Annotated in this window: 20 protein-coding genes; 11 read left to right on the top strand and 9 right to left on the bottom strand. The window is 71.3% G+C overall.

The window, feature by feature from the left end; genetic code table 11:
• Positions 1 to 30 precede the first annotated feature (30 nt).
• Both aroD and RAB70_RS05335 read left to right on the top strand, forming a co-directional pair.
• Positions 31 to 936, top strand: a complete 906-nt coding sequence (gene aroD, locus RAB70_RS05330) for a type I 3-dehydroquinate dehydratase (RefSeq protein WP_225851497.1) — start codon at positions 31 to 33, stop codon at positions 934 to 936.
• A 48-nt stretch (positions 937 to 984) separates the two neighbouring features.
• A complete protein-coding gene (locus RAB70_RS05335) occupies positions 985 to 2292 on the top strand; it encodes an MFS transporter (RefSeq protein ID WP_148827472.1) in 1308 nt (435 codons plus the stop codon).
• 213 nt (positions 2293 to 2505) lie between these two features.
• Here the strand turns inward: RAB70_RS05335 and RAB70_RS05340 are convergent, their stop codons facing one another.
• The gene (locus RAB70_RS05340; RefSeq protein WP_148827470.1) at positions 2506 to 4935 is read right to left on the bottom strand and encodes a membrane-bound PQQ-dependent dehydrogenase, glucose/quinate/shikimate family; all 2430 of its coding nucleotides are present in this window, start codon (positions 4933 to 4935) and stop codon (positions 2506 to 2508) included.
• A gap of 301 nt (positions 4936 to 5236) precedes the next feature.
• On the opposite strand from RAB70_RS05340, the gene RAB70_RS05345 reads away from it, so the two are divergent.
• The 5 genes from RAB70_RS05345 to RAB70_RS05365 all read left to right on the top strand — a co-directional run bounded on the left by RAB70_RS05345 (position 5237) and on the right by RAB70_RS05365 (position 13532).
• Positions 5237 to 6427, top strand: a complete 1191-nt coding sequence (locus RAB70_RS05345; protein ID WP_026143679.1) for an efflux RND transporter periplasmic adaptor subunit — start codon at positions 5237 to 5239, stop codon at positions 6425 to 6427.
• Positions 6428 to 6437: 10 nt separating this feature from the next.
• Positions 6438 to 9566 carry an efflux RND transporter permease subunit gene (locus tag RAB70_RS05350; protein WP_017912444.1) on the top strand — a complete coding sequence of 1043 codons (3129 nt, stop codon included), beginning with the start codon at positions 6438 to 6440 and terminating at the stop codon, positions 9564 to 9566.
• The gene (locus RAB70_RS05355; protein ID WP_148827468.1) at positions 9563 to 11005 is read left to right on the top strand and encodes an efflux transporter outer membrane subunit; all 1443 of its coding nucleotides are present in this window, start codon (positions 9563 to 9565) and stop codon (positions 11003 to 11005) included. The genes RAB70_RS05350 and RAB70_RS05355 overlap by 4 nt, the downstream gene beginning before the upstream one ends.
• A 441-nt stretch (positions 11006 to 11446) precedes the next feature.
• A complete protein-coding gene (locus RAB70_RS05360; protein WP_148827466.1) occupies positions 11447 to 12304 on the top strand; it encodes a PA4780 family RIO1-like protein kinase in 858 nt (285 codons plus the stop codon).
• Positions 12305 to 12572: 268 nt separating this feature from the next.
• Complete coding sequence (locus RAB70_RS05365) at positions 12573 to 13532, top strand: alpha/beta hydrolase (protein ID WP_148827464.1); 960 nt, start codon at positions 12573 to 12575, stop codon at positions 13530 to 13532.
• Between the two features lie 251 nt (positions 13533 to 13783).
• Here the strand turns inward: RAB70_RS05365 and RAB70_RS05370 are convergent, their stop codons facing one another.
• From RAB70_RS05370 to RAB70_RS05380, 3 genes are all read right to left on the bottom strand, one after another.
• Positions 13784 to 14650, bottom strand: a complete 867-nt coding sequence (locus tag RAB70_RS05370) for a nucleotidyltransferase domain-containing protein (RefSeq protein WP_225851496.1) — start codon at positions 14648 to 14650, stop codon at positions 13784 to 13786.
• Entirely contained in the window at positions 14650 to 16539 is a 1890-nt protein-coding gene (gene mnmG / locus RAB70_RS05375) for a tRNA uridine-5-carboxymethylaminomethyl(34) synthesis enzyme MnmG (protein WP_148827462.1), read from the bottom strand. The genes RAB70_RS05370 and mnmG overlap by 1 nt, the downstream gene beginning before the upstream one ends.
• Positions 16540 to 17048: 509 nt before the next feature.
• Positions 17049 to 17573, bottom strand: a complete 525-nt coding sequence (locus RAB70_RS05380; RefSeq protein WP_148827460.1) for a hypothetical protein — start codon at positions 17571 to 17573, stop codon at positions 17049 to 17051.
• Between the two features lie 164 nt (positions 17574 to 17737).
• Here RAB70_RS05380 and RAB70_RS05385 point away from each other — a divergent pair, with 164 nt between their 5' ends.
• The 4 genes from RAB70_RS05385 to RAB70_RS05400 all read left to right on the top strand — a co-directional run bounded on the left by RAB70_RS05385 (position 17738) and on the right by RAB70_RS05400 (position 21408).
• Positions 17738 to 18697, top strand: a complete 960-nt coding sequence (locus RAB70_RS05385; RefSeq protein WP_148827458.1) for a pyridoxal-phosphate dependent enzyme — start codon at positions 17738 to 17740, stop codon at positions 18695 to 18697.
• On the top strand, positions 18682 to 19317 hold the full coding sequence (locus RAB70_RS05390) for a YdcF family protein (RefSeq protein WP_081616554.1): 636 nt from the start codon (positions 18682 to 18684) through the stop codon (positions 19315 to 19317). The genes RAB70_RS05385 and RAB70_RS05390 overlap by 16 nt, the downstream gene beginning before the upstream one ends.
• A 31-nt stretch (positions 19318 to 19348) precedes the next feature.
• On the top strand, positions 19349 to 19777 hold the full coding sequence (locus tag RAB70_RS05395; protein ID WP_148827456.1) for a ketosteroid isomerase-related protein: 429 nt from the start codon (positions 19349 to 19351) through the stop codon (positions 19775 to 19777).
• A gap of 116 nt (positions 19778 to 19893) precedes the next feature.
• Positions 19894 to 21408 carry a glycosyltransferase family 39 protein gene (locus tag RAB70_RS05400; protein ID WP_148827454.1) on the top strand — a complete coding sequence of 505 codons (1515 nt, stop codon included), beginning with the start codon at positions 19894 to 19896 and terminating at the stop codon, positions 21406 to 21408.
• Here the strand turns inward: RAB70_RS05400 and bioC are convergent.
• From bioC to bioF, 5 genes are all read right to left on the bottom strand, one after another.
• Positions 21376 to 22266, bottom strand: a complete 891-nt coding sequence (bioC, locus tag RAB70_RS05405) for a malonyl-ACP O-methyltransferase BioC (protein WP_043094308.1) — start codon at positions 22264 to 22266, stop codon at positions 21376 to 21378. The genes RAB70_RS05400 and bioC overlap by 33 nt on opposite strands.
• Before the next feature lie 251 nt (positions 22267 to 22517).
• The gene (locus RAB70_RS05410; protein WP_148827452.1) at positions 22518 to 23300 is read right to left on the bottom strand and encodes an SDR family oxidoreductase; all 783 of its coding nucleotides are present in this window, start codon (positions 23298 to 23300) and stop codon (positions 22518 to 22520) included.
• Positions 23301 to 23831: 531 nt separating this feature from the next.
• Positions 23832 to 24593, bottom strand: a complete 762-nt coding sequence (gene bioH / locus RAB70_RS05415) for a pimeloyl-ACP methyl ester esterase BioH (RefSeq protein WP_148827450.1) — start codon at positions 24591 to 24593, stop codon at positions 23832 to 23834.
• A gap of 49 nt (positions 24594 to 24642) precedes the next feature.
• Positions 24643 to 24996, bottom strand: a complete 354-nt coding sequence (locus RAB70_RS05420; RefSeq protein WP_148827448.1) for a hypothetical protein — start codon at positions 24994 to 24996, stop codon at positions 24643 to 24645.
• Positions 24993 to 26198, bottom strand: coding sequence for an 8-amino-7-oxononanoate synthase (gene bioF / locus RAB70_RS05425; protein ID WP_148827446.1), 1206 nt, complete (start codon positions 26196 to 26198; stop codon positions 24993 to 24995). The genes RAB70_RS05420 and bioF overlap by 4 nt, the downstream gene beginning before the upstream one ends.
• Positions 26199 to 26206: the final 8 nt, after the last annotated feature.

The following is a 26206-nucleotide window of genomic DNA, read 5'->3' on the forward strand; positions in this document are numbered from 1 at the left end:
GCTGCGCGCCTCCTGCCCAGGCCGATCCCGATGCCCTTGTTCCCACGACGACTGACCTTCCTGTGCTGCGCCGGCCTGCTGCTGGCATCGCCGCTGCAGGCCGCACCTACGGCGCCTCCGGCAGCGGCGCCCGCCGCGCCGTCCGCGGGCGCGCCGCTGCCGCCGCCGCGCGTGCTGCAGATCCGCGGACTCGACATCGGTGCCGGCCTGCCCAAGATCATCGTGCCGATCACCGCGCACGACGCCGAGCAGGCGCTGGCGCAGGCGCAGCGCATCGCCGCCTCGCCCGATGCGGACCTGGCCGAGTGGCGCATCGACCTGATGGACGGGGCTACCGACGCGGCCGCGCTGGCGGCATTGGGGCCGCGCCTGGCGCAGGCACTGCACGGCAAGCCGCTGCTGCTGACCTTCCGCACCAAGGCCGAGGGCGGCGCGGTGGCGATTGACGATGCCGCCTACGGCGCGTTGTACGCGCGCCTGCTGGACGCGCGCTTCGCCGACCTGCTCGACGTGGAAATGTTCCGCGACCCGGCGGTGCTGCGGCAGGTGGTCGAGCGCGCACACCGGCAGGGCGTGTACGTGGTGATGTCCAGCCACGACTTCCACGCCACCCCGCCGGTGGCGGAGATCGTGGCGCGGCTGCAGCGGCAACAGGCGCTGGGCGCCGACGTGCTGAAGATCGCGGTGATGCCGCGAGATCCCGGCGACGTGCTGCACCTGCTCGACGCCACCTGGCAGATGCGCCAGCGCAGCGGGCAGCCGCTGCTGACCATGGCGATGGGGCCGCTGGGCGCGGTGTCGCGGATGTCTGGCGAGACCTTCGGGCAGAGCCTGACCTTCGGCATGCTCGGCAGCGCCTCGGCGCCCGGGCAGATCGACGCGGCGCGGTTGCGGCAGACGCTCGATGCGCTGCATGCCGCCGCGCCGCCCAAGTAATCCCGCGACGCTGCCGTCCTCGTTCGCCGTTCCTGCAGGAGTGTTGCCATGAGCCATGCCGCCGCCCCGCCCACCGCCCTCGTCCTGAATCGCATGAGCGGGTTCCAGTGGACGGCGATCGCGGTCTGCGTGCTGTTGAACATGCTCGACGGCTTCGACGTGATGGTGATGGCCTTCATCGCCCCGCACGTGTCGGAGGCCTGGCGTTTGTCCGGCAAGCTGCTGGGGATCGCGCTCAGCGCCGGGCTGGTGGGAATGGCGCTGGGCTCGCTGCTGCTGGCGCCGCTGGCCGACCGCTGGGGCCGGCGCAACATGATCCTGTGCTGCCTGGCGATCCTGACCGTCGGCATGGCCGCCTCGGCACTGGCGCAGGACATCTGGCAACTTGCGGCGCTGCGCGTGTTCACCGGCATCGGCATCGGCGGCATGCTCGCCGGCGTCGGCGTGATCACCTCCGAATACGCCAGCCCGAAGTGGCGCAGCACCGCAGTGGCCCTGCAGGCCACCGGCTATCCCATCGGCGCCACGCTGGGCGGGTTGATCGCCGCGATGCTGCTGGAGCGCTGGGGCTGGCATGCGGCCTTCCTGTTCGGCGCACTCGCCTCGCTGCTGTGCATCCCGGTGGTGCTTGCGCTGCTGCCCGAATCGCTGGACTTCCTGCTCAGCCGGCGCCCGCCGGATGCGCTGGCGCGGCTCAACGCGCTGCTGGCGCGCATGCGTGCACCGACCCTTGACGCGCTGCCGCCGCGCCCGCCGGTGCAGGAGAAGGCCGGCTACGCGGCGCTGTTCACCCCGCACCTGCGCCGCAACAGCGTGCTGATCGCGTTGGGCTTCTTCATGCACATGTTCGCCTTCTATTTCGTGCTGAGCTGGACGCCGAAACTGCTGGTGCAGGCCGGGCTGTCGGCCGAGCAGGGCGTCACCGGCGGGGTGCTGTTGAACCTGGGCGGCATCGTCGGCGGCGCCTTGTTCGGCGGCCTGGCCGCACGTTTTCTGCTGCCGCGCTTGACCGCGGCCAGCTTCCTGATCGCCGCACTGGGGATGGCGGCGTTCGCCACGCTCGGCACGCAGTTGCAGCTGGCCTTCCCCGTGGCCTTCGTGATCGGTGCGGCGCTGTTCGGCTCGATGGCCGGCCTGTATGCGGTGGCGCCGATCGTGTTCGCGCCCACCGTGCGCACCACCGGCCTGGGCTGGGCGATCGGCATCGGCCGCGTCGGCGCGATCCTCTCGCCGATGACCGTGGGCGTGCTGGTCGACGCCGGCTGGCAGCCGGCCAATCTGTATTACGTGCTGGCGTTGCCGCTGCTGGTGGCCATTGCCGCGGTGTTGACGATGCGGCTGCAGCCGGCACGGTGAGGGCGGGGCGGCGCGGGCGCGGCTCCATTCCAGTCTTCGAGAGCAACGCGCTTTGCGGCGCGGCCTGGCCTGCGTCACCGATCGGCGCCGTGTCCGGCGCCGTACTCCACGTGTCGGCCAACCTGCGGCGCCTCGGTCGAGGCGCTGTGAGGTCCGCACATGCGGCGGCGATCCATTGCCGCCGCGCGCAGATGGCGCCGGTGCGCCGGATTTCTACTTGGCGTTCGGCAAGGCGTAGGCGATCACGTAGTCGCCGCGGTCCGGCGACTGCCGCGCGCCGCCGGCGGTGATCACGATGTACTGCTTACCGGTCTTGGTCGACACGTAGGTCATCGGCCCGCCCTGGCTGCCTACCGGCAGCCGCGCCTTCCACAGTTCCTTGCCGGTGCCGCTGTCGAACGCACGCAGGTAGTAGTCCTGGGTGCCGGCGATGAACACCAGGCCGCTCTGCGTGGCCAGGGTGCCGCCCAGGGTCGGCATGCCGATCGGGATCGGCAGGTGCATCTTGAAGCCGAGCGGACCGGTGTCCTGCACGGTGCCCACCGGCACCTGCCAAGCGATGCTGCGTGTTTTCAGGTCGATCGCGCTGAGCGTGCCGAACGGCGGCGCCTGGCAGGGGATGCCCAGCGCCGACAGGAAGCGGTTCTTGTTGACCGCGTACGGCGTGCCCTTCAGCGGCACCGCGCCCATGCCGGTGTTGACCGCCTCGCCGCCGCTGGAGGCGGCGGCCTTGTCGGCCTTCTGCGGAATCATCTGCACCCACAGCCCCAGGCGCATGTCGTTGGCGAACACCACGTCGTGCACCGGGTCGACCGACAGCCCGCCCCAGTTCATGCCGCCCAGCGAGCCGGGGAAGCTCAGCGACACATCGGTACCGGGCGCGGTGTACAGGCCCTCGTAGCGCATCTTCTTGAAGGCGATGCGGCACAGCATCTGGTCCAGCAGGGTGGCGCCCCACATGTCCGCTTCGCTCAGGTGCTTGGTGCCGATCTGCGGCATGCCCACCGACAGCGGCTGGGTCAGCGCATACGGTTCGTGGGGGATGTCGGCGGCCTTCACCGGCACCTCGCGGACCTCGGTCAGCGGTTTGCCGGTGGCGCGGTCGAGCACGTACAGCTGGCCGGCCTTGGTGCCGATGATCAGCGCCGGCACCTTGCGGCCGTCGGCCATCGGGAAGTCGATCAGGCTCGGCTGCATCGGCAGGTCGAAGTCCCACAGATCGTTGTGCACGGTCTGGTAGACCCACTTGACCTGGCCGGTGCTGGCGTCCAGCGCGGTGATCGAGGCGCCGAAGCGGTGGTCCAGCGCGCTGCGCTCGGCACCGTACAGGTCGGTGGACGGGCTGCCCATCGGCAGGAACACCGTGTTGGAGGCGGCGTCGTAGGACATCGGCGCCCACACGTTCGGCGTGCTGCGCACGTAGGTCTTGCCCGGCGCCGGCGGCTGCGTGTCCTGCGGATTGCCCGGATCGAAGGCCCAGCGCTGTGCGCCGGTGATCACGTCGAAGCCGCGGATCACGCCGCCGGGCATGTCGGCCTGCACGTTGTCGGCGACGCGGCCGCCCACCACCACCGTGGTCCCGGCCACGGTCGGCGCCGAGGTCAACTGGTAGAACGGATCGGGTGCGGCGCCGAGGCCGGCCTTCAGGTCGACCTGGCCGTTCTGGCCGAAGCCGCTGCACAACGCGCCGGTGTCCGCGTCCAGCGCGATCAGCCGCGCATCGATGGTGTTGGTCAGCACGCGGCGCCGGCAGTTGGCGCCGGCCGGCAGCGCCGCCGCCGCCACCGGCGAGGCATTGGCGGCGCTGGGCTGGGCCAGCGGTGCGTCGGCATCGAAGTAGGCCAGGCCGCGGCAGCGCTGCCAGACCGAGGACTTCGCGTTGATCTCGCGCTTCCACAGCTGCCGGCCGCTGCTGGCGTCCAGCGCGATGACGTTGTTGTGCGGGGTGCACACGTACAGCGTCTCGCCGATCTGCAGTGGGGTAGTCTGGTCTTCGGCGCCGTTGCCGTCGCTGATTGCGATGTCGCCGGTGCGGTAGGTCCAGGCCACCTGCAGCTGGCCGACATTGCCGCGGCCGATCTGGTCCAGCGCGGCGAAGCGGCTGCCGCCGGCGGTGTTGCCGTAGTGGCTCCAGTCGCGCTGCGCCTGCGCCGGGGTCACCGGCACCGGTGCCGGGCCGGGGCCGCTGGCGACCACCGGCGGATGCGGCACGAACATGCCGGCCAGGCCGCCGGCGCAGGCCAGCGCCAGCACCGCCGCCAGTGCATAGGCGCCGCGTCCGCCGGGCAGGCCGCGGGCGCGGCGCAGGCTCGGGTAGACCAGGGCGACCAGCAGCGCCAGCACCGCCGGCATCATCAGCCGCGATACCAGCGGCCAGAACGCCAGGCCCGCATCCCAGTACGCCCAGGCCACGCTCAGCACGAACGCCAGCGCGTACAGCCAGGCGCCGGCCGGGCGCCGCCGCAGCACCAGCAGCGCCGAGGCCACGCAGGCCGCGCCCATCGCCAGGAAGTAGAGGCTGCCGCCCAGCGTGGCCAGGCGGATGCCGCCGACCAGCAGCGCCAGTCCGATCAGCGCCAGCAGCAGGCCGACGCTCCACAGCACGATCCGGCCGCCGGCCGACACATCCGATTGGGTTTGCACGTTTTCGATCCTCTGCAGCAGGGTAGGCGCGTGGCGTCCGCTGCCGGTCACGACGGCAGCGCGGGTGGGCGTGCGCACGATGGCATGCCGCGGCGGGAAACGACGTCGGCAAGATGGGCGATTATCGCATTTGTGTTCGGTAATAGAACGAATGGCGCCGTCCGCCGGTGCGACGCTGTGTGTCGGTTTCCGACGTTTCTCCGACCTTGGTGAAGCCCGTACAACGCACTGTTACAGACATGGTGCGATGCGACACATCCGTGGAGTAGCGTTGCGCGTTTCTTCCCAGCCGCACTCCCCCATGTCCGACCGTTTCCAGGCGCCTCGTCGTCCCGTTCGCTGTGCCGTATTGCTGGCCGTTGCCGTGGCCGGAGGCTGCTCCGGCGACAAGCCGGCGGCCGCGCCGCCGCCGCGGGTGGGGGTGCTGACCCTGGGCGCGCGCACCTTGCCGGTCGAGCGCACCCTGGCCGGCCGCACCGTGGCCTACGAGACCGCCGACGTGCGCCCGCAGGTCGGCGGGCTGCTGCGCCAGCGCCTGTTCCAGGAGGGCCAGGAGGTCAAGGCCGGGCAGGCGCTGTACGTGATCGATCCGGCGCCGTACCAGGCCGCCTACGACATCGCCCGCGGCAACCTGGTGCAGGCCGAGGCGGCGCTGGCCAGTGCGCGGCCCAAGGCCGAGCGCACCCGCAGCCTCACCGACATGGACGCGGCCAGCAAGCAGGACGCCGACGACGCGGTGTCCGCGCTGCGCCAGGACGAGGCGGCGGTGGTCGCGGCCAAGGCGGCGCTGCAGGCGGCGCGCATCAACCTCGACTACACCCGCATCACCGCGCCGATCTCCGGCACCATCGGCACCTCCGCCTACACCGTCGGCGCGCTGCTCACCGCCGCGCAGGACGCGGCGCTGACCACCATCCAGCGCCTGGACCCGATCTACCTGGACGTCACCCAGTCCAGCACGCAGATGCTGGCGCTGCGCCGCCAGCTCGACGCCGGGCAGATCCATGCCATCGACGGCAAGGCGCAGGTGCAGGTGCGGCTGGAGGACGGCAGCACCTATCCGCACGCCGGCACGCTGGAGTTCGTCGGCACCCAGGTCAACGCCGGTACCGGCAACGTCACCCTGCGTGCGGTGGTGCCCAATCCCGAACACCTGCTGCTGCCGGGCATGTACCTGCGCGCGGTGCTGCCGATGGCCACCGACCAGGGCGCGGTGCTGGTGCCGCAGCAGGCGGTGACCCGCGACAGCAAGGGCGAGCCGGTGGTGAAGCTGCTGGATGCGCACGACAAGGTGGTGGAGCGGCACATTCGCACTGGCGAGGCCATCGGCCACGACTGGCTGGTGGAGTCCGGGCTCAAGCCGGGCGAGCGCCTGATCGTGGTCAACGGCAGCCGCGCCGAACTCGGCAAGCCGGCGCAGCCGTATCCGGTCACCGCCGCCCAGCTCGATGCCGCGCCGGCGCTGCCGGGCGACGACGCCCAGGCCGACTGAGGACTCCCGCATGTCGCGCTTCTTCGTCAACCACCCGGTGGTGGCCTGGGTCATGGCCATCGTCATCGTCCTGATCGGCATGCTGGCCATCCATGGGCTGCCGGTCGAACGCTATCCGCACATGGCGCCGCCCACCATCACCGTGCGCGCCACCTACACCGGCGCCTCGGCGCAGACGGTGGAAAACACCGTCACCCAGCTGATCGAGCAGTCGCAGCAGAGCCTGGACCACCTGCTGTACATGACCTCCACCAGCGCCTCGGACGGCACCGCGCAGGTCAACCTGGTGTTCGAGACCGGCACCAACGCCGACACCGCGCAGGTGCAGGTGCAGAACCAGTTGCAGTCGGTGATGTCGGTGTTGCCGCAGGCGGTGCAGCAGAACGGCCTGGTCATCACCAAGTCCAGCGGCTCGCTGTTCGAGGTGGTGGCGTTCACCTCCGACGACGGCAGCATGGACAACTTCGATGTCGCCAACTACATGGAATCGAACATCGACGACCAGATCAGCCGCGTCAGCGGCGTCGGCAACATCCAGCCGATGGGCTCGGAATACGCCATGCGCATCTGGCTGGACCCGGAGAAGCTGCGCAAGTACGCGCTGATGCCCTCGGACGTGGAGAACGCGCTGCAGTCGCAGAACACCGACGTGTCGGCCGGCGAGATCGGCGGCCAGCCGGCGCTGCGCGGGCAGCGCCTGGACGCCACCGTGACCACCCGCAGCCGCCTGCAGACCCCGGCGCAGTTCGGCGCGATCGTGCTCAAGAGCGATGCCAGCGGCGCCGCCGTGCACCTATCGGACGTGGCCAGGATCGGCCTGGGCCCGGAGACCTACGACAGCATCACCCGCTTCAACGGCAAGCCCTCGGCCTCGCTGGGCATCGAGCTCAACTCCGACGCCAACGCGGTGGAGACCTCCAAGGCCATCGACCAGCGCCTGCAGGAACTCAAGCAGTACTGGCCGCACGGCTTCAACTACCACATCGCCTTCAGCACCACACCGTTCGTCACCACCTCGATCAAGGAGGTGGTCATCACCCTGATCGAGGCGGTGCTGCTGGTCGTGGCGGTGATGTACCTGTTCCTGCAGAACTGGCGCGCCACGCTGATCCCGACCATCGCCGTGCCGGTGGTGCTGATGGGCACCTTCGGCGTGCTCGCCGCGTTCGGCTACTCGATCAACACCCTGACCATGTTCGCGATGGTGCTGGCGATCGGCCTGCTGGTCGACGACGCCATCGTGGTGGTGGAGAACGTGGAGCGGGTGATGGGCCAGGAAGGCCTGCCGCCGAAGGAGGCCACGCTGCGCTCGATGCAGCAGATCGGCGGCGCCCTGGTCGGCATCGTGCTGGTGCTGACCGCGGTGTTCGTGCCGATGGCGTTCTTCAACGGCGTCACCGGCGTGATCTACCGGCAGTTCTCGATCACCATCGCCGCCTCGATGATCCTGTCGGTGCTGGTGGCGATGACCCTGACCCCGGCGCTGTGCGTGACCATCCTCAAGCCGCTGCACCAGGGCGAGGCGCCGATCGGCTCGCACGGGCGCCTGGGCTGGTTCTTCATCTGGTTCAACACCCGCTTCCGGCATCTGTCCGAGCGCTACCGCACGCTGGTCGAACGGGTGCTGGGCAAGCGCGCGCTGGGCCTGCTCGCCTATGCGCTGCTGATCGCGGTCACCGGCCTGCTGCTGTGGCGCCTGCCCGGTGCGTTCCTGCCCGACGAGGACGAGGGCATGCTCAACGTGCTGGTCAAGCTGCCGGCCGGCTCCACCCTGGAGCAGACCCTGGCGGTGACCGACCGGCTGACCAAGGCCGCGTTGAAGGATCCGGGCGTGCGCTCGGTGCTGTCCTCGGCCGGCTTCAGCGTCACCGGCGCCGGCCAGAACGTCGGCATGGCCTTCGTGCGGCTGAAGGACTGGGACGACCGCGACGACGATGCGGCGACCATCGCCGACCATCTGAACAAGGCGCTGGCCGACGTGCCCGACGCGGAACTGTTCGTGACCTCGCCGCCGGCGATCACCGGCCTCGGCGACGCCTCCGGCTTCACCTTCGAACTGATGGACTACGAAGGCGCCGGCCATGCCGCCCTGGTCGCCGCGCGCGACAAGCTGCTGCGTCTGGCCCAGCACGATCCCAAGCTGATGAACGTGCGCTACGCCAGCCTGGAAGACGCGCCGGTGTACGCGGTCAAGATCGACGACGCCAAGGCGCAGGCGCTGGGCGTGGACCCGGGCGACATCAACGCCACGCTCAACAGCGCGCTCGGCGGCGACTTCGTCAACAACTTCATCTACAAGGGCCGCATCAAGAAGGTCTACGTGCAGGGCGACGCCGACGCACGCATGGCGCCGCAGGACCTGGACCGCTGGACGGTGCGCAACGGCGGCGGCGACATGGTGCCGATGTCGGCGTTCACCCGCTCGCACTGGACCAGCGCACCGGCCGCGCTGGAACGCTACAACGGCGTGTCGGCGATGGAACTGACCGGCCAGGCGGTGCCCGGGGTCAGCTCCGGCGCGGCGATGGACGCGATGGCCGAACTCAGCAAGCAGTTGCCGCACGGCTTCGGCTACGCGTGGTCGGACATGGCCTACCAGGAAAAGCTGTCGGCCAACCAGGCGCCGGCGCTGTACGCGATCTCGCTGCTGTTCGTGTTCCTGTGCCTGGTGGCGCTGTACGAGAGCTGGTCGATTCCGTTCGCGGTGATGCTGGCGGTGCCGGTGGGCGTGTTCGGCGCGGTGCTGCTGATGACCCTGCGCGGCCTGGAGAACGATGTGTACTTCCAGGTCGGCCTGCTGACCACGGTGGGCCTGGCGGCGAAGAACGGCATCCTCATCGTCGAGTTCGCGCGCGACCTCGAACACCGCGGCGAAAGCCTGCTCGCCGCCACCCTGCACGCGGTGCAGATGCGCCTGCGGCCGATCCTGATGACCTCGCTGGCGTTCCTGCTCGGCGTGCTGCCGCTGGTGTTCAGCAAGGGCGCCGGCTCGGCCGCGCGCCACTCGCTGGGCACCGGCGTCACCGGCGGCACCCTGGCCTCGATCACCCTGGGCCTGTTCTTCGTGCCGCTGTTCTACGTGATCGTGCGCCGGATGTTCCCCGGACCGGCGGTCGCCCACCCGGAGACGCAGGCATGAGCGCGTTGACCCGCATGAGCGTGGCGGTGGCCACGCTGTTGGCCCTGTCCGGCTGCACCCTGGCGCCCACCTACGTACGCCCGGCGGTACCCGTGCCGGCCGACCTGGCCGCGGTCGATGCGGCGCCCGCCGCGGGCGCCGCCACCGACGCGCTGGCGATGCCGGACTGGCAGCAGGTGTTCCTGGATCCGCGCCTGCGCCAGACCATCGCGCTGGCCTTGCAGAACAACCGCGACCTGCGCGTGGCGGTGCTGTCCATCGACAAGGCACGCGCGCAGTACCGCCTCCAGCGCGCCGCGCAGTTGCCCTCGTTCGACGCCAACGCCAGCATGAGCCGCAGCCGCAGCAGCGCTGCCAGCAACGACGACGGCGTCTCCCAGGTCAGCACCAGCGACACCCTGCAGGTCGGGCTCAGCAGCTGGCAGCTGGATCTGTTCGGGCAACTGCGCAGTCTCAAGCAGGAAGCGCTGCAGAACTGGCTGTCCAGTGCGGAAAACCAGCGCAACGTGCGCCTGACCCTGGTCGCCCAGGTCGCCGCGGCGTGGCTGACCGTGGGCGCGGACCAGGCGCAACTGGCGCTGGCGCAGCAGACCCTGGACAGCCAGGCGCAGACCCTGCAACTGACCGAGCGCCGCCACAGCATCGGCAGCGCGTCCGGGCTGGACCTGGCGCAGCAGCAGACCAGCGTGGAGTCGGCGCGCGTGGCCGTCGCCAGCGCCGCCACCCAGCTGGCGCAGGCGCGCGATGCGCTGCAACTGCTGGTCGGCGCGCCGGTGGACGCAGCGCTGCTGCCGACCGCGCAGGCGATGCAGGACAGCGTGGCGCTGGCGCCGCTGCCGGCGCACCTGTCCTCGGCGGTGCTGCTGCAGCGCCCGGACGTGCTCGCCGCCGAGCACACCTTGCAGGCAGCCAACGCCGACATCGGCGCCGCACGCGCGGCGTTCTTCCCGTCGCTGAGCCTCACCGCGTCCACCGGGCGCAGCAGCGATGCGCTGTCCACGCTGTTCTCCGCCGGCAGCCGCACCTGGTCGTTCGTGCCCAGCATCACCGCGCCGATCTTCCACGCCGGCGCGCTGAAGGCCTCGCTGGATGCCTCCAAGCTCGGCAAGGACATCGCCGTGGCGCAGTACGAGAAGGCGATCCAGTCGGCCTTCGCCGAAGTGGCCGACGCCCTGGCCACGCGCGACCACCTGCAGGCGCAGCTGACCGCGCAGCAGGCCCTGGTCGACGCCAGCCAGCGCAGCTACACCCTGGCCGACGCGCGCTACCGCGCCGGCCTGGACGGCCATCTGCCGGTGCTGGACGCGCAGCGTTCGCTGTTCGCCGCGCAGCAGGCGCTGATCGCGCTGCGCCTGCAGGACGCCAGCAACCGCGTCACCCTGTACCAGGTGCTCGGCGGCGGCGCCGACGCCCAGGCCCAGGTCGCTGCCTCGCCCTGAGCCGGAACCGAGGCAGCGCGAGGCCGGGCCTTGGCTGGCCTGAGGCGAGTTTGAGGCCGGCCTGAGGCTGGCACGAGCGTGCAGAAGCGTCGCCACGCACGACGCGCTTCTGTGGGAGGGACTTCAGTCCCGACGCGACGGCAGTCGAACGCCTATCCAACCATCCACCCAGGCAACGCCTCGCGCGCGTCCTCGCCGCAAACAACACGACAGCCCTGCGCCACCGTCTCGAAAGCTGAACGCGGCGGTACACCTCGGCGGCCGTCGTAGACAAATGCCGGGCGCCGCCGCGACGCCCAATCGTTCGTCGCACAGGCCGCAAGCGGCGTTGTGCGTATCTCCGGCGCGTTGGCGACACGGTCGACGCCGCTCCGGCACGCCGGGCACCACGCCAGCCTTGGGCCATAATCGCGGCGACTCACTCCAGGTACGCCGCACCCGATGAAGATCCCCCCGAGCCTGCAGCCGCTGATCGACGATGGCGTCATCGACGGCGTGCTGCGCCCGCTCAAGAGCGGCAAGGAGGCCGCGGTCTACGTGGTCCAGGCAGGCGACGACGTGCTCTGCGCCAAGGTCTACAAGGACATGGCGCAGCGCAGCTTCCAGGCGCGCGTGCAGTACCAGGAAGGGCGCAAGGTGCGCGGCAGCCGCCAGGCGCGGGCGATCGGCAAGGCCAGCAAGTTCGGCCGCCGCGAGCAGGAAGCCGCGTGGAAGGACACCGAGGCCAACACCCTGTACCAGCTGGTGGACGCCGGCGTGCACGTGCCGCAGCCGCGCGGCTACTTCCACGGCGTGCTGCTGATGGACCTGGTCACCGACGCCGACGGGCAGAGCGCGCCACGCCTGGGCGAGGTGGAACTGGAACCGGAGCAGGCGCGCGCCTTCCACACGCAGCTGGTCGGCGACGTGGTGAAGATGCTGTGCCTGGGCCTGGTGCACGGCGACCTGTCCGAATACAACGTGCTGGTCGCCGCCGATGGTCCGGTGGTGATCGATTTCCCGCAGGTGGTCAGCGCCGCCGGCAACAACGCCGCCCGCAGCATGCTGCTGCGCGACGTGCACAACCTGCGCGACTGCCTGGGCCGCTTCGCGCCCGAGCTCAACGCCACCCACTACGGCGAGGAGATCTGGGCGCTGTACGAGAAGGGCACGCTGCGCCCGGACAGCGCACTCACCGGTCGCTTCACCTTCGACACCCGCCGCGCCGACGTGCGCGCGGTGCGCGCCTCGATCGAGGACGCGCGGCAGGAGGCCATCATCCGCCAGCAGGGCCGCGAAGCCGCCGCGCAGGACGACTGAGCCGCGTTCCGGCACGCGGCGCGCAAGTCCATGCTGCGCCGCAATGTGGCGGCATCGCGTGCGCGCCCGCCGCCAGTGCGAGCCCCAAGCCGCGCAACGCCTCGCCGTGCCTGCATTGCACGCGCATCCGCGCCGTGACGATCGGCCGCCTGCCGCTGACCCGTCGGCTACCGCGCATCGGCGTTCCGGTTCGCTTATTTGCGGAAATGGTTATGGAGAATAACAATTAGCCCGACGCCGCTTGCGCAGCCGCCCGGGAGGGCCACCCATGTATTTCGATCCAGACGTCGTCCGTTTCTTCGCCCAGGCCCAGCAGTCCGGGCAGCCGCCGATGGAGGAACTGCCCTTGCCCCAGGCGCGGGCGATGATGCGCGGCGTCGCCGCGCAATTCGGTTTCCCGCGCGTGGAGATGGCCGAGGTCCGCGACCTGCAGGCACCGGGCCCGGCCGCCCCGATTCCGCTGCGCCTGTACCGCCCGCACGGCCTCGACGCGGGCCCGGCGCCGACCTGCCTCTACGCGCATGGCGGCGGTGGTGTGGTCGGCGACCTCGATTCGCACGACGACGTGTGCCGGCAACTGGCCGCACGCGCCGGCTGCCAGGTGCTGGCGGTGGACTACCGGCTGGCGCCCGAACATCCTGCGCCGGCCGGCATCGAGGACGTGATCGCGGTGGTGCACTGGCTGGCCGCGCACCCGGGTGAGGTCGGCGCCGATCCGCAGCGCCTGGCCATCGCCGGCGACAGCATGGGCGGCGCACTGGCGGCCAGCGCCGCGCTGGACGCGCGCGATGCCGGCATCGCCCTGCGCTGCCAGATCCTGATCTATCCGCTGACCGACGTGCGCCCGGACAATCCCTTTCCCTCGCGCGTGCACAACGCCGGCATCCCGCCGCTGACCGAAGCGGCGATGCGCTACTTCGACCGCCAGCTGCTGCCGGACCCGTCGCTGGCGTCGGACTGGCGCATCTCCCCGGTGGTGGCGCCGGACGTGGCCGGTGTCGCCCCGGCGCTGGTGGTGCTCGCCGAGCGCGACGCGCTGCACGACGAAGGCCTGCACTATGCGCAGCGCCTGCGCGAGGCGGGTGTGGAAACCCTGGTGCGCGTCCACCCCGGCATGATCCACGGCTTCATCAACATGGGCAGGGTGATGCGCGTGGCCGGCGAAACCCTGGACCTGGCCGCGCTGCTGCTGCGCCAGCGGCTGCTGCCGGTGGCCGCGCAAGAGTGAGTCCAACCGCAGCGCGTCCCGCTTCCCGGCAATCGTCGCCCGCGGTGGCGTGCGTTGCCCCGCCTGCCGCACTGCACCCGTCGCATCCGTCGTAGGTGCGGCTTCAGTCGCGACAGGGCATTGCCGATATGCGGTCCGGTCGCGGCTGAAGCCGCTCCTGCGTGCGCTGGACGCTTTGCTCACATCGACCGAGCGCAACGCACCCGCTGCAGATCTGTAGGCTGACACGCAACCCGTCTGCCGCGCCGCCCTCAGCGCGGGGTGGCGCGGAGCAACTGCCGGAAGGCGTCGTCCAGCGCGCGCTGGTCGCCGCTGCCAGCGGGCAGTTGCGGGGCACCTGCTTCCATCCTGCCCAGCTCCGCGTCCAGGAAATCGCTGATCGCCGGAATCCGCGGGCCGTCTTCGACCTCGGCCGATGCGCGTTTCTTGTCCAGCAAGGCATCGATCGCCTCGCGCAGGGCGCCAGAGGGAACCAGGGCGTCCAGCAGCGACGCGAAGGCCATCGGCGGCATGCCGTGCCCACGCTCGATCCATTGGCAGGCCAGCACGGGGCGCAACACGTACAGGTACTTCTTGGTGCGGATGCGCTCGCCGCGCAGATAGCCGCGGTAATTGCCCTTGGCCATGCTGAAGTAATGCCACCAGGTCGCCACCGGCGAATAGAAGCGCTCGGCCATCTCCCGCAGCGTCGCCACGGCCGCGGCGTCCTGCCGGTACACCACCGGCGACTGCAGCCACTCCAGCAAGGTCGGGTTGGATTTGGACACCAGGCGCAAGGCCTTGCGCAGATCCCAGCCGCTGACGTCCAGGTCGCTGTCGATCGGCAACTCGATCACGTCGCGCTGCGGTTCGCCCGGCCCGGTCCGTTCGTTGACGGTGAGGTACCAGTCCGGCCGATGCACATAGACGAAGCGCGCGTCGTAGTCGCTGTCGGGCGAGGAAAAGCCCCAGCCGCGGCTACCAGATTCGCAGGCTAGCAGGATGCGGACGTCGTGGCGCTGTTCGATGTCCTGCAGCGCGGCGAGCACGGCAGCGCGCTTGTCGGCGGCGATCGGGTGGATCGCCATGTCGGGCGAGGCGGAGGGCGCGGTCGCTGCAGCGTCGTTCGAAGGCGTCATCACGCCACCCGGCTGCGCCGCGCGCGTTCCAGGTGCACCAGTAGCAGCGAGATCGCCGCCGGGGTCATGCCGGGGATGCGCTGCGCCTGGCCCACGGTCTGCGGGCGCACGCGCTCGAGCTTCTGCTGCACTTCGGCCGACAGGCCGCGCACCTGCGCGTAGTCGAAGGCGGGCGGGATCGGGGTGTCCTCGTGGCGCTGCTGGCGGGCGATCTCGTCGCGCTGGCGGTCCAGGTAGCCGGCGTACTTGATGCCGATCTCCACCTGCTCCGCCACCTGCGCGTCGGCCACGCCCGGGCCCAGCGACGGCACCCGCATCAGCGCGGCGTAGTCCAGTTCCGGGCGCTTGATCAGGTCCAGCACGGTGGTCTCGCGGCTCACCGCCACGCCGAGCGTCGCCGCGACCTCGCGGCCCAGCGCGTTGCCCGGCGTGGCCCACAGCGCACGCAGGCGCTCGTTCTCGCGCGCCACCGCCTCCTGCTTGGCCTGAAAGCGCGCCCAGCGCGTTTCGTCGACGATGCCCAGGTCGTGGCCGATGCCGGTCAGGCGCGCGTCGGCGTTGTCCTCGCGCAGCTGCAGCCGGTACTCGGCGCGGCTGGTGAACATGCGGTACGGCTCGCTGGTGCCGTGGGTGATCAGGTCGTCGATCAGCACGCCGATGTAGGCCTGGTCGCGGCGCGGCGACCATGGTTCCAGCCCGCGCACCTGGCGCGCAGCGTTGAGGCCGGCGATCAGGCCCTGCGCGGCGGCTTCCTCGTAGCCGGTGGTGCCGTTGATCTGGCCTGCGAAGAACAGCCCGGGCATGGCCTTGGTCTCCAGCGAGGCCTTGAGCCCGCGCGGATCGAAGAAGTCGTACTCGATGGCGTAGCCGGGGCGGGTGATGTGCGCGCGCTCGAAGCCGCGGATCGAGCGCACCAGCTCCAGCTGCACGTCGAACGGCAGCGAGGTGGAGATGCCGTTGGGGTAGATCTCGACCACGTCCAGGCCTTCCGGCTCGACGAAGATCTGATGGCTGGCCTTGTCGGCGAAGCGCACCACCTTGTCCTCGATCGAGGGGCAGTAGCGCGGGCCGATGCCCTCGATCTGGCCGGTGTACAGCGGCGAGCGGTCCAGCGCGCCGCGGATGATGGCGTGGGTGCGCTCGGTGGTGTGGGTGATCCAGCACGACACCTGGCGCGGATGCTGCGCCACCTCGCCCAGGAACGACATCACCGGCAGCGGATCGTCGCCGGGCTGTTCCTCCATCGCCGCGTAGTCCAGGCTGCGCCCGTCGATGCGCGGCGGGGTGCCGGTCTTGAGCCGGTCCACGCCGAAGCGGCCGTCGCGCAGCGCCTGCGCCAGCGCGGTGGCCGGCGGATCGCCGGCGCGGCCGCCGGCGTACTGGGTCTGGCCGATGTGGATCTTGCCGGCCAGGAAGGTGCCGGCGGTCAGCACCACCGCCGCGGCCTCGAAGCGCAGCCCGGTCTGGGTCAGCACGCCGCGCACGCGCTCGCCGTCCATCACCAGGTCGTCCACCGCGGCCTGGAACACGGTCAGGTTCGGCTGCGCCTCGACCAGGCGCCGGATCGCGCTGCGGTACAGGCTGCGGTCGGCCTGGCAGCGGGTCGCGCGCACCGCCGGGCCCTTGGAGGCATTGAGGGTCCGCCACTGGATGCCGGCCAGATCCGCGGCGTGGGCCATCGCCCCGCCCAGCGCGTCGATCTCCTTGACCAGGTGGCCCTTGCCGATGCCACCGATCGCCGGGTTGCAGCTCATCGCCCCCACCGTCTCCACGTTATGGGTCAGCAGCAGGGTGCGCGCGCCGGCACGCGCGGACGCCAGCGCCGCCTCGGTGCCGGCATGGCCGCCGCCGATCACGATCACGTCATGGCGGTAGAAGGAATCGCTCATCGGGGTCTCGTCGGCCGGCGCGGGGCCGGCGGCAGGGGGCGACACGGGACGTCGCCCGGGGTGTGAACAGGAATTTTAGCGGTTGCATCACAAATTGCGGATCCGGGCCTCAAGTTGGCACGCAATCTGCAGATATTCCCACTGCACCCAACGTGGCAATGCGTCAGGGGCGTATGACTGGAATTGGAACAGGGGCCAGTCACGCGCACGTTGGGGGAGCTGGGGGCCGGTAGTCGGGGGACTACCGGCCCTTTTTTATGCCCGTTTTTCGCCGGTCGCCGGCGCCACCCCAGCAATGGCAAGGCCCCAACGCGAAAAGCCCCGGCGAACCGGGGCTTTTCGTTGTGAGGCGCCGACGCCCGACAGGGCCGGAACAGGGGGGATCCAGATTTCCCTGTCGGACATCGACATAGACGGTGGGGTCGACCCCTTCGGGTCATAAAGCGACGCAGGCGGTCACCCCGTAGGACGTAGAGTGCGTGCTGGAACAGGCGAACGCAAGCCCTTTCTTAGGGTTCGAGTGTGCGACGTGTCCCATTGCTGCGACCCATATTGCCGGGGCGCGGCGCCGGCGGGCGCTGCATGCCCTCGGGACGCTGCATCGCCGGCCGGGCCGGCTGCATCGATTGCGGCCGCGGTGCCGAATTGAGCGCGTCCGGACGGCGCAGGCGGTCCATGTCGCGCCACGGCGTCGGTACCCGACCACCCACGCTGGGCGGCGGCGGCGGCGGCGGCCGCGAGCCGCCGTCGTCCGGCCGCGGACGCGGTGGCGGGCGGTGGCGCGGGCCATCGTAGCCACGGTAGTAGTAATACGGCACGCCGTACCCGTAGTAGCCGTAATAGGACGGGCCGTAGCCGTAGTAGGGCACCGCGCCGTAGGGCGAGTAGTACTCGGAGTAGCCGGCCGGGTAGCGGTATTCGACCGACGGGGCGCCACGGTAGTAGCCACCCTCGCCGCCTCCGGCGTAATCGTAGGTGGCACAGCCGCCCAGTGCGGCCAGCAGTCCAGCGGCGCAGATCAGGCGCAGTTTCATGGCGTTTGCCCTCCAGCAGGCTGGCTGACAGGTTCGGTCCGTGGCATTGAATCCCCCCTTAACTCCATCGGCTGCACTTGAACGCTTAAGTTGCGCGCAACGACGGCGAACCGGCGCGAGTCGCGGGCGCTGCACGTTGGCGACGATACGCTACCCTTTCGCGCATGGTCTCACGTTTTCTGCCCGAGTTCGGCGACGTCCTGGCGGCCGCCGCACGCATTGCCGCGCACGCGCGGCCGACCCCAGTGCTGCGTTCGCGGGCGCTGGACGCCGCCACCGGCGCGCAGCTGTACTTCAAGGCCGAACACCTGCAGCGCGGCGGCGCGTTCAAGTTCCGCGGTGCCTGCAACGCGGTGTGGGCGCTGGACCCGGCGCAGGCGGCCTGCGGGGTGGTCACCCATTCCTCCGGCAACCATGGCGCGGCCCTGGCCCTGGCCGCGCGCACCCGCGGCATCGGCTGTCATGTGGTGGTGCCGGAAGGCGCGGTCGCCGCCAAGCTCGCCAACATCGCCCGCCACGGCGCCACGCTGTGGCGTTGCGCGCCGAGCATCGCCGCGCGCGAGGCGTTGTGCGCGCAGGTGCAGCGCGATACCGGCGCGATCCTGGTGCATCCCTATGCCGATCCTGCGGTGATCGCCGGGCAGGGCACCGCGGCGCTGGAACTGTTGGACGTCAGCGGCGGGCTGGACCTGCTGGTGGTGCCGGTCGGTGGCGGCGGCCTGGCCGCGGGCAGCCGCCTGGCGCTGTCGGCGCGGGCGCCGCAGGCGCAGCTGCTGCTGGCCGAGCCGGCCGGCGCCGCCGACACCGCGCGCTCGCTGGCGGCCGGCGAGCGCCGCCTGGACATGGTCCCGGACACGCTCTGCGACGGCCTGCGCGGCACCCTCGGCGAACCCAACTTCGCCCTGCTGCACGGCCAGGCCGAGGTGCTGGTGGTGGAGGACGCGGCGACCGTGGCGGCGATGCGGCTGCTGTGGCAGGTGCTCAAGCAGGTGGTGGAGCCGTCCTCGGCGATCGCCCTGGCGGCGGTGCTGGCGCAGCCGGCGCGTTTCGCCGGGCGCCGGGTGGGGGTGATCCTGTCCGGCGGCAACGTCGACCTGGACGCCTTGCCCTGGGGCGCGGCATGAGCGCGCGGGGCGGCTTCCGCTGGCTGCGCTGGCTGCTGCGCCTGGCGGCGCTGCTGGGGCTGTGGCTGCTGGGCGTGGCGATCTACATCGTCTGGGTCGGCGACCGCGACCAGGCGGCGCCGGCCGACGCGATCATCGTGCTCGGCGCCGCGGCCTACGACGCCAAGCCGTCGCCGGTGTTCGAAGAGCGCATCCGTCATGGCCTGGACCTGTACCAGCGCGGCTACGCGCCGACCCTGATCTTCACCGGCGGCTTCGGCAACGGCGCGCGCTTCGCCGAGTCGCAGGTGGCCCGGCGCTACGCGCTGCGCCACGACGTGCCGGCCGACGCGATCCTGATCGAGACGGTGTCGCGCACCACCCGGCAGAACCTGATCGAGGCGCGGCGGCTGATGCGCGAACACGGCCTGCACCGGGTGATCGTGGTCAGCGATCCGCTGCACATGGCACGGGCGCTGCGGCTGTGCCAGGAACTGCAGATCGACGCGCTGGCGTCGTCGACCCCGAGCAGCCGTTTCCGCAGCTTCCAGACCCGCTGGCGCTTCCTGCTGCAGGAGCTGTACTTCTTCCATCGCGACCTGCTGGAGCGGGGCGTTGAGCACGGCGGCGAGACCGTATGATGGGCCTTTCCACGGCCCGAGGGAGGCAGCCATGAGCAACCACGGAGTTCCTGCGCAGGACCAGGCCATCGCCCTGGTGCAGGCCTATTACGCGGCGTTCAACCGCGGCGACTGGGACAGCATGCTGGGCATGCTCACCGACGATGTCGCCCACGATCTCAACCAGGGCGCGCGCGAGACCGGCAAGGAGGTCTTCGCCGCCTTCCTGCAGCGCATGAACGCCAGCTACCGCGAGCAGTTGCACGACATCGTGGTGCTGGCCGCGCAGGACGGCGGCCGTGCCGCCGCCGAGTACGTGGTGCATGGCGAATACCACCACACCGACACCGGCCTGCCGGAGGCGCGCGGCCAGCGCTACGTGCTGCCGGGCGGGGCGTTCTTCGACATCCGCGACGGCAGGATCGCCCGGGTGAGCAACTACTACAACCTGGAAGACTGGATCGCGCAGGTCTCCGCCTGAGCCGCGTGCCGGCCTGAGGCCGGCGCGTTCGCGCTGTCGCAAAACTGTCCGCCGGCCGTCATCTGCGGCCGCAGGCGCGGTGACTATGGTCGCCGCGTCGACCGAGAGGACTGCCGATGCGCGCGCTGCTTCGTTCCCCGGCCGTCGCGGTGGCGCTGCTGGCCTGCACCCTCGCGCTGGCCCTGCTGGGCGCCCGCGGCATCTGGGATGCCGACGAGGGCCGTTACTCCAATGTCGCGCTGAACATGCTGCACAGCGGCGACTGGCTCACGCCCCGGCGCAGCGAGGACGTGGCGCACTGGACCAAGCCGCCGTTGACCTACTGGGCGATCGCCGCCAGCGTCGCCGTGTTCGGGCCGTCGCCCTGGGCGGCGCGGTTGCCGTCGGCGCTGTCCTACCTGCTGTGCGTGCTGCTGGTGTGGCGCCTGGCCGCGCGGCTGTTTCCCGAACGCCCTGAGCTGCCGGCGCAGGCGGCGCTGCTGTACGCGACCATGCTGGCCCCGTTCGGCGCGGCGCAATGGATTTCCACCGACTTCCTGCTCGCCGCCTGCGAGACCCTGGCGGTGTGGGCCTTCGTCGAAGCGCGGGCGCATCCGCCCGGACAGGGCAAGCGCTGGATCGCGGCGATGTGGGCCGGCTTCGCCCTGGCGTTCATGACCAAGGGCCCGCCTGGCCTGCTGCCGCTGCCGGCGCTGCTGCTGTTCAACGCGGTGACGCCGGGGCCGCCGCGGCGTGCGCTGCAGCTCTCCGGCATCGCCCTGTTCGTGGTGCTGGCGCTGCCCTGGTACCTGGCGGTGATCCACGGCCATCCGGGATTGCTGCAGTACTTCGTCGGCGACGAGGTGGTCAAGCGCGTGGCAAGCGATGCGTTCGGGCGCAACGCGCAGTGGTACGGCTGGGCGGTGGCGTATGCGCCGATCCTGGTCCTGGGCACGCTGCCGTGGACGCCGGCCCTGGCGCGCTGGGCCTGGCAATTGCCGCGGCAGCTGCGGCAGTGGTGGCGCGATCCGGCGTTGCGCCTGCAGCAGGCCGCGCCGCTGCTGCTGACCCTGTGGCTGCTGCTGCCGCTGCTGGTGCTGTGCCTGTCGCGCTCGCGGTTGCCGCTGTACGTGCTGCCGCTGTTCGTGCCGCTGGCGTTGCTGGCGGCGTGGCAACGCGCGCAGGAGGGCCGGGCGCCGTGGCGCTGGCCGTGGCTGCTGGGCTGGTGCGGATTGCTGCTGGCGCTCGAACTGGCCGTGGCGCTGCTGCCCACGCACAAGGATGCCGGCGCCTGGGCGCAGGCGATCGGGCAGCGTGCCGATGCGCCGGTGCGCGAGGTGGTGTTCGTCGAGGACATGGCGCGCTACGGCCTGCGCCTGGAGCTGGGCGCGCAGGTACGCAAGATCCGCCTGGACCCGTTGCAGGACACGCCGCGCTTCGGTCCCGAATACGACGCCGATCTGCTCACGGTGTTGCGGCAACCGCGCGCCGGGCGGGTGTGGGTGTGCAAGCAGGAGGCCTGGCCGCAGGTGGCCGCGCGCATCGCTGCGCAGGGCGCGCAGGCGCAGGTGTTGGGGGCACCGTACCAGGGTCGGGTGCTGTTCCGGGTGCTGCCTGGCTCAGTCGCCGCGGCGGCGGATCGGGATCGCTGACAGCGGCACCGCGGCGATCTCGCCGCCGCCCTCGCGGATCGGCGCGCCCGGCGGCGGCGCCCAGGCGTGCGCGTAGATCACTTCCCACGTGCTGGGCAGGGTGCCGTCGGCGCCGCGCAGCGGCTCGTAGGCGGCGCTGGCGGCGGCGAAACGGCCGCGGCCGGTGAGGGTGTGGCGGCGCGCCTGCAGCGCGTTGGTGGCGCCGATCGCGCGCAGTTCGCGCATCAGCGCGGCAAGGTCCGGATAGGTCAGGTTGAACACGTCGCGGTCCAGCACCGGATCGCGGAAGCCCGACAGCATCAGCGCATCGCCGAACTGCGCGATCGGCGCGAAGCGGCTCACGTGCGGCGTGGTGCGATCGGCCTGGGCGAAGGCCTCGCGCAGTTCGATCAGGGTGTCCGGGCCGAAGCTGGAACACAGCAGCAGGCCGCCGGGGCGCAGCACGCGGCGGAATCCGGCGAACACCGCCGGCAGATCCTCGACCCACTGCAGGCACAGATTGCTGAAGATCACATCGACGCTGTGCTCGGCCAGCGGCAGCGCGCGCGCATCGGCGCAGACGCGGCCGAACGGCTTCCACCAACCGGCCTGGCGCTTGGCCTGCTGCAGCATCGGCAGTGCCTGGTCGAGCGCGATCACCTGTGCGCGTGGCCAGCGCTTCTTCATCGCCGCGGCGGCATGTGCCGGCCCGCTGCCTACGTCCAGCACCACCTGCGGGACGCGGTCGCCGAGGTAGTCCAGCGACTCCAGCAAGCGCCCCTGCACCTCGCGCTGCAGCGCCGCGGCGGCATCGTAACTGGCGGCGGCACGCGCGAACGCGCGGCGGATGTGCTGGGAGTCGAACGCGGAAGGATCCATCCGCGCATTATCGCCGCCCGCGTCGTGCCGCGGCCAGCGGTGACGCGGATCACCGCGTTGCGCACTTCGCGCCGATCCAGCGGCGCGACCGCCGCTACGTACTCCCGATGCCGAATCCAGCCGGTTCCTTATCGCCGCCTTTCCCTCGCGGCCAGCGTGGTCCGCAGATCATCATGTTCTGCGCCTCGCGCCGACCAAGCGGCGCGACCGCGGCTGTGCATCCCCACTCCCGAATCCCCAATCCCGGCTCTTCAGAATGTCCCCGGATAGCTGCCGCCATCCAGCAGCAGGTTCTGCCCGCTCAGGTAGCCGGCCTGCGCGCTGCACAGGAAGGCGCAGGCCGCGCCGAACTCTTCCGCGGTGCCGAAGCGCCCGGCCGGAATCTGCCGGCGCTTGCGTTCGGCCAGGTCGGCGGGATCGATGCCCTCACGCTGCGCGGCGTGGGCGATGTTGCCGCGCAGGCGGTCGGTGTCGAACTGCCCCGGCAGCAGGTTGTTGATGGTGACGTTGTGCGCCACCGTGCGCCGCGCCAGCCCAGCGACGAAGCCGGTGAGGCCGGCGCGCGCGCCGTTGGACAGCCCCAGGCTGTCGATCGGCGCCTTCACCGCGGCCGAGGTGATGTTGACGATGCGACCGAAGCCGCGCGCCTGCATCGCATCGACGGTGGCGCGGATCAACGCGATCGGTGCCAGCATGTTGGCGTCGAGCGCGCGCAGCCAGTCCTCGCGCTCCCAGTCGCGGAAATCGCCGGGCGGCGGTCCGCCTGCGTTGTTGATCAGGATGTCGACCTGCGGGCAGGCGGCCAATGCGGCGGCGCGGCCGGCCTCGGTGGCGATGTCCGCCGCCACCGCGACCACCTCGCCACCGCCATCGAGCGCGCGCAGCTGCGCCGCGGCCGCCTCCAGCGCGGCCTGGCCGCGCGCCACGATCGCCACATGCACGCCTTCGCGGGCCAGCGCCTGCGCGCAGCCCAGTCCCAGCCCCTTGCTCGCGGCGCAGACCAGCGCCCACTTGCCGGCGATTCCCAGGTCCATGCTTGCACTCTCGTTCGAAGGAACCGCGATGATCGGACATCGGCGCTGTGGCGGCCAGCGTCGCTCCGCGACGTTGAGGACACTGAGCACGCACGGCAGGTGCAGGAGCGGCTTCGCTGCGCAGCGTTTTGCTGCCTGCGTCGCGACTGAAGTAGCTCCCACAGGGGTGGCCGGCATCCTTGTGGGAGGGACTTCAGTCCCGACGCCGGAGGCTGTCGGTCGGCTTTCGGCTTCGCTTGTCGCGGCGGCACGACAGTTGAGTCCCACGGCGGAGCCGCTTGCGTCTTTCTGACGTCGGTGCGGGTCGCGTGATGCCTTGTGGGAGTCAACTGTGATGCAGCGTGCGACGCGCGAGACGGTGTGCGCTTTCCGATGGCGCAATGCGTCGGGACTGAAGTCCCTCCCACAGTGCGCCCGGCGGGCTCGACGCAAGCGCTTGTAGAGCGGCTTCAGCCGCGACCCGACGCAACGGGCGTGTCGCGGCTGAAGCCGCTGCTACGACAGCACCGTGGAACGCGCGGCGCGACGCCGCTAGTCCAGCGTCGCCATAAATCCACGCAGCGCCTCGGCGACCGTATCGGCATGGCCGAGGAACGGGGCGTGGCCGCCGCCGGCGACGATCAGCGCGCGCGCGTTCGGCGCCAGCGCCGCGGCGGCCTCCATGCCTGCGGGTGGGACCAGGCGGTCGCGCTGGCCGCCGATCCACAGGCTGGGCACGCGCAGGCCGGGCAGGGCGCGGCGCAGATCGGTACGTTCCAGCAGGGTCAGGCCGTCCTGCAGCACGTGCGGGTCGGGCGTGCCGCGGGCGTCGAGCGCCTCGCGCAGGGTGCGCAGTTCGGCGCGCGCGTGCGCCGAGCCGAGCGTATCCAGTGCCAGGAAGCGCTCGAGGGTGCCGCGATAGTCTTCGGCCAGATCGCGGCCGAACTGTTCGAACACCTGCGGCTCCACCGCGTGCGGCCAGTCGCTGCCGCGTACGAAGCGCGGCGTCGCCGCGAGCATCGCCAGCCCGCGCACCTGCGGTTGCGTGGCGGCGGCGTGCAGCGCGAACAGCCCGCCCAGCGACCAGCCCAGCCACACGGCCGGCGGCGTGGCCGCGGCGATCGCGCTGACCACGTGCGGCAATGCCAGTGGTGTGTCGTCGCCGCGGCTGTGGCCGTGCCCGGGCAGGTCCACCAGGTGCAGGCGGTACTGCGCCGACAGGCGCTCGACCAAGGGCGCGAAGATGCCGCCGTTCAACGCCCAGCCGTGCAGCAGGACCAGATCGGGGCCCTGCCCCAGGGTGTCGATATGCATCGTCGTCCGTCGTCGCGAAGGAACAGGAAAGGCAGCGTCGGCCGTCGCGTCAGTGTGCCGCGCGCTGCGCCAGCACCTGCGGCAGCAGCAGGCGCCACTGTTGGCGCGGATAGTCGCGGGTGCGCCAGGCGGACACGCGATGCGCACCGCGGCGCTGCAGGATCGCCGCGCTCAGCCAGTCGCCGTCGATGCCCTGCCAGGCGCCAGCCGGCGTCAGCAGGTTCGGCGCCAGCCGCGGATGCACGTCCTCGCGCAGCATCTGCCACAGCGTGTCGGTGGCGAACGGCGAGGCGGCGAGTACCGCGGCGATCTGCGCATGCCGCGCGTCGACCGCATCGTCCAGGTACAGCTCGGCCAGCGCGTCCCACACCGCGCGACGCGCGGCGAGGTCGGTTGCGCTCACGCCGGCACGCCGGGCGGATGCGCGGCCACGCGATCGCGCGCCAGCGCCAGGGCATCCAGCAGCGCCTGCACCTGCGCCGGGGTGTGCAGCGCCGACAGGGTCACCCGCAGCCGCGACTTGCCCTCCGGCACGGTCGGCGGGCGGATCGCCGAGACCAGGTGGCCGGCCTGTTCCAGCGCTGCCGACCACGCCAGCGCGGTGCGCTCCTCGCCGCACAGCAGCGGCTGGATCGGCGTGTCCGAGGCCATCAGTTCCAGGCCATGGCGACGCGCGCCGCCGCGGAACAGGGCGATCAGCTCGACCAGCCGCTCGCGCCGCCACTGGTCGCGCCGCGCCAGCTTGACCGCCGCCAGCGAGGCCGCGGCCTGCGCCGGCGGCAGCGCGGTGGTGTACAGATACGGCCGCGCGGTTTCGGCCAGATGCCGGATCAGCGGGGTATCGCCGACCACTGCGGCGCCGTAGCCGCCCAGTGCCTTGCCCAGGGTCACCAGTTGCAGCGGAACGTCGCCGACACCCAGCCCGGCCTCGGCGACGCTGCCGCGCCCCTGCGGGCCGACCACGCCGACGCCGTGCGCGTCGTCCACGTACAGCAGCGCCTGTTGCGTGCGCGCCACCAGCGCCAGCGAGCGCAGCGGGGCGACGTCGCCGTCCATGCTGAACACGCCATCGGTGGCCAGCATCGCCGCACCGTCGGCGGCGTGCTTGAGCTGGCGCATCGCGCCTTCGGCATCCAGGTGCGGGTAGCGACGCAGGCGGCAGCCGGCCAGGCGGCTGGCGTCGAGCAGGCTGGCGTGGTTGAGCCGGTCCTGCACGCACACGTCCTCTTCCTCGCTCAGCAGCGCCTGCTGCACCGCCAGGTTGGCGATGAAGCCGCTGCCGAACAGCAGCGCCTGCGGATAGCCGAGCCAGTCGGCGATCTCGCGTTCCAGCGCCTCGTGCAGCGCGTGGTGGCCGCACACCAGGTGCGAGGCGGTGGCGCCGGCGCCTTCGCGCGCGGCCGCGTCCTGCAGGGCGGCGACCACTTCGAACTGCTGCGCCAGGCCCAGATAGTCGTTGCTGCAGAAGCCGGTCAGCCAGCGGCCGTCCACTTCCAGGCGCACGCCGTCGCGGCGGCCGACGCTGCGGCGCACGCGCAGGCGCCCCTGCGCTTCGCGCAAGGCGCGCGCGGACTGGATGCGGTCGTGCAGGTCGGGACGGGCCATGGGCGCGG

Source organism: Xanthomonas sontii, assembly GCF_040529055.1.
GTDB lineage: Bacteria > Pseudomonadota > Gammaproteobacteria > Xanthomonadales > Xanthomonadaceae > Xanthomonas_A > Xanthomonas_A sontii.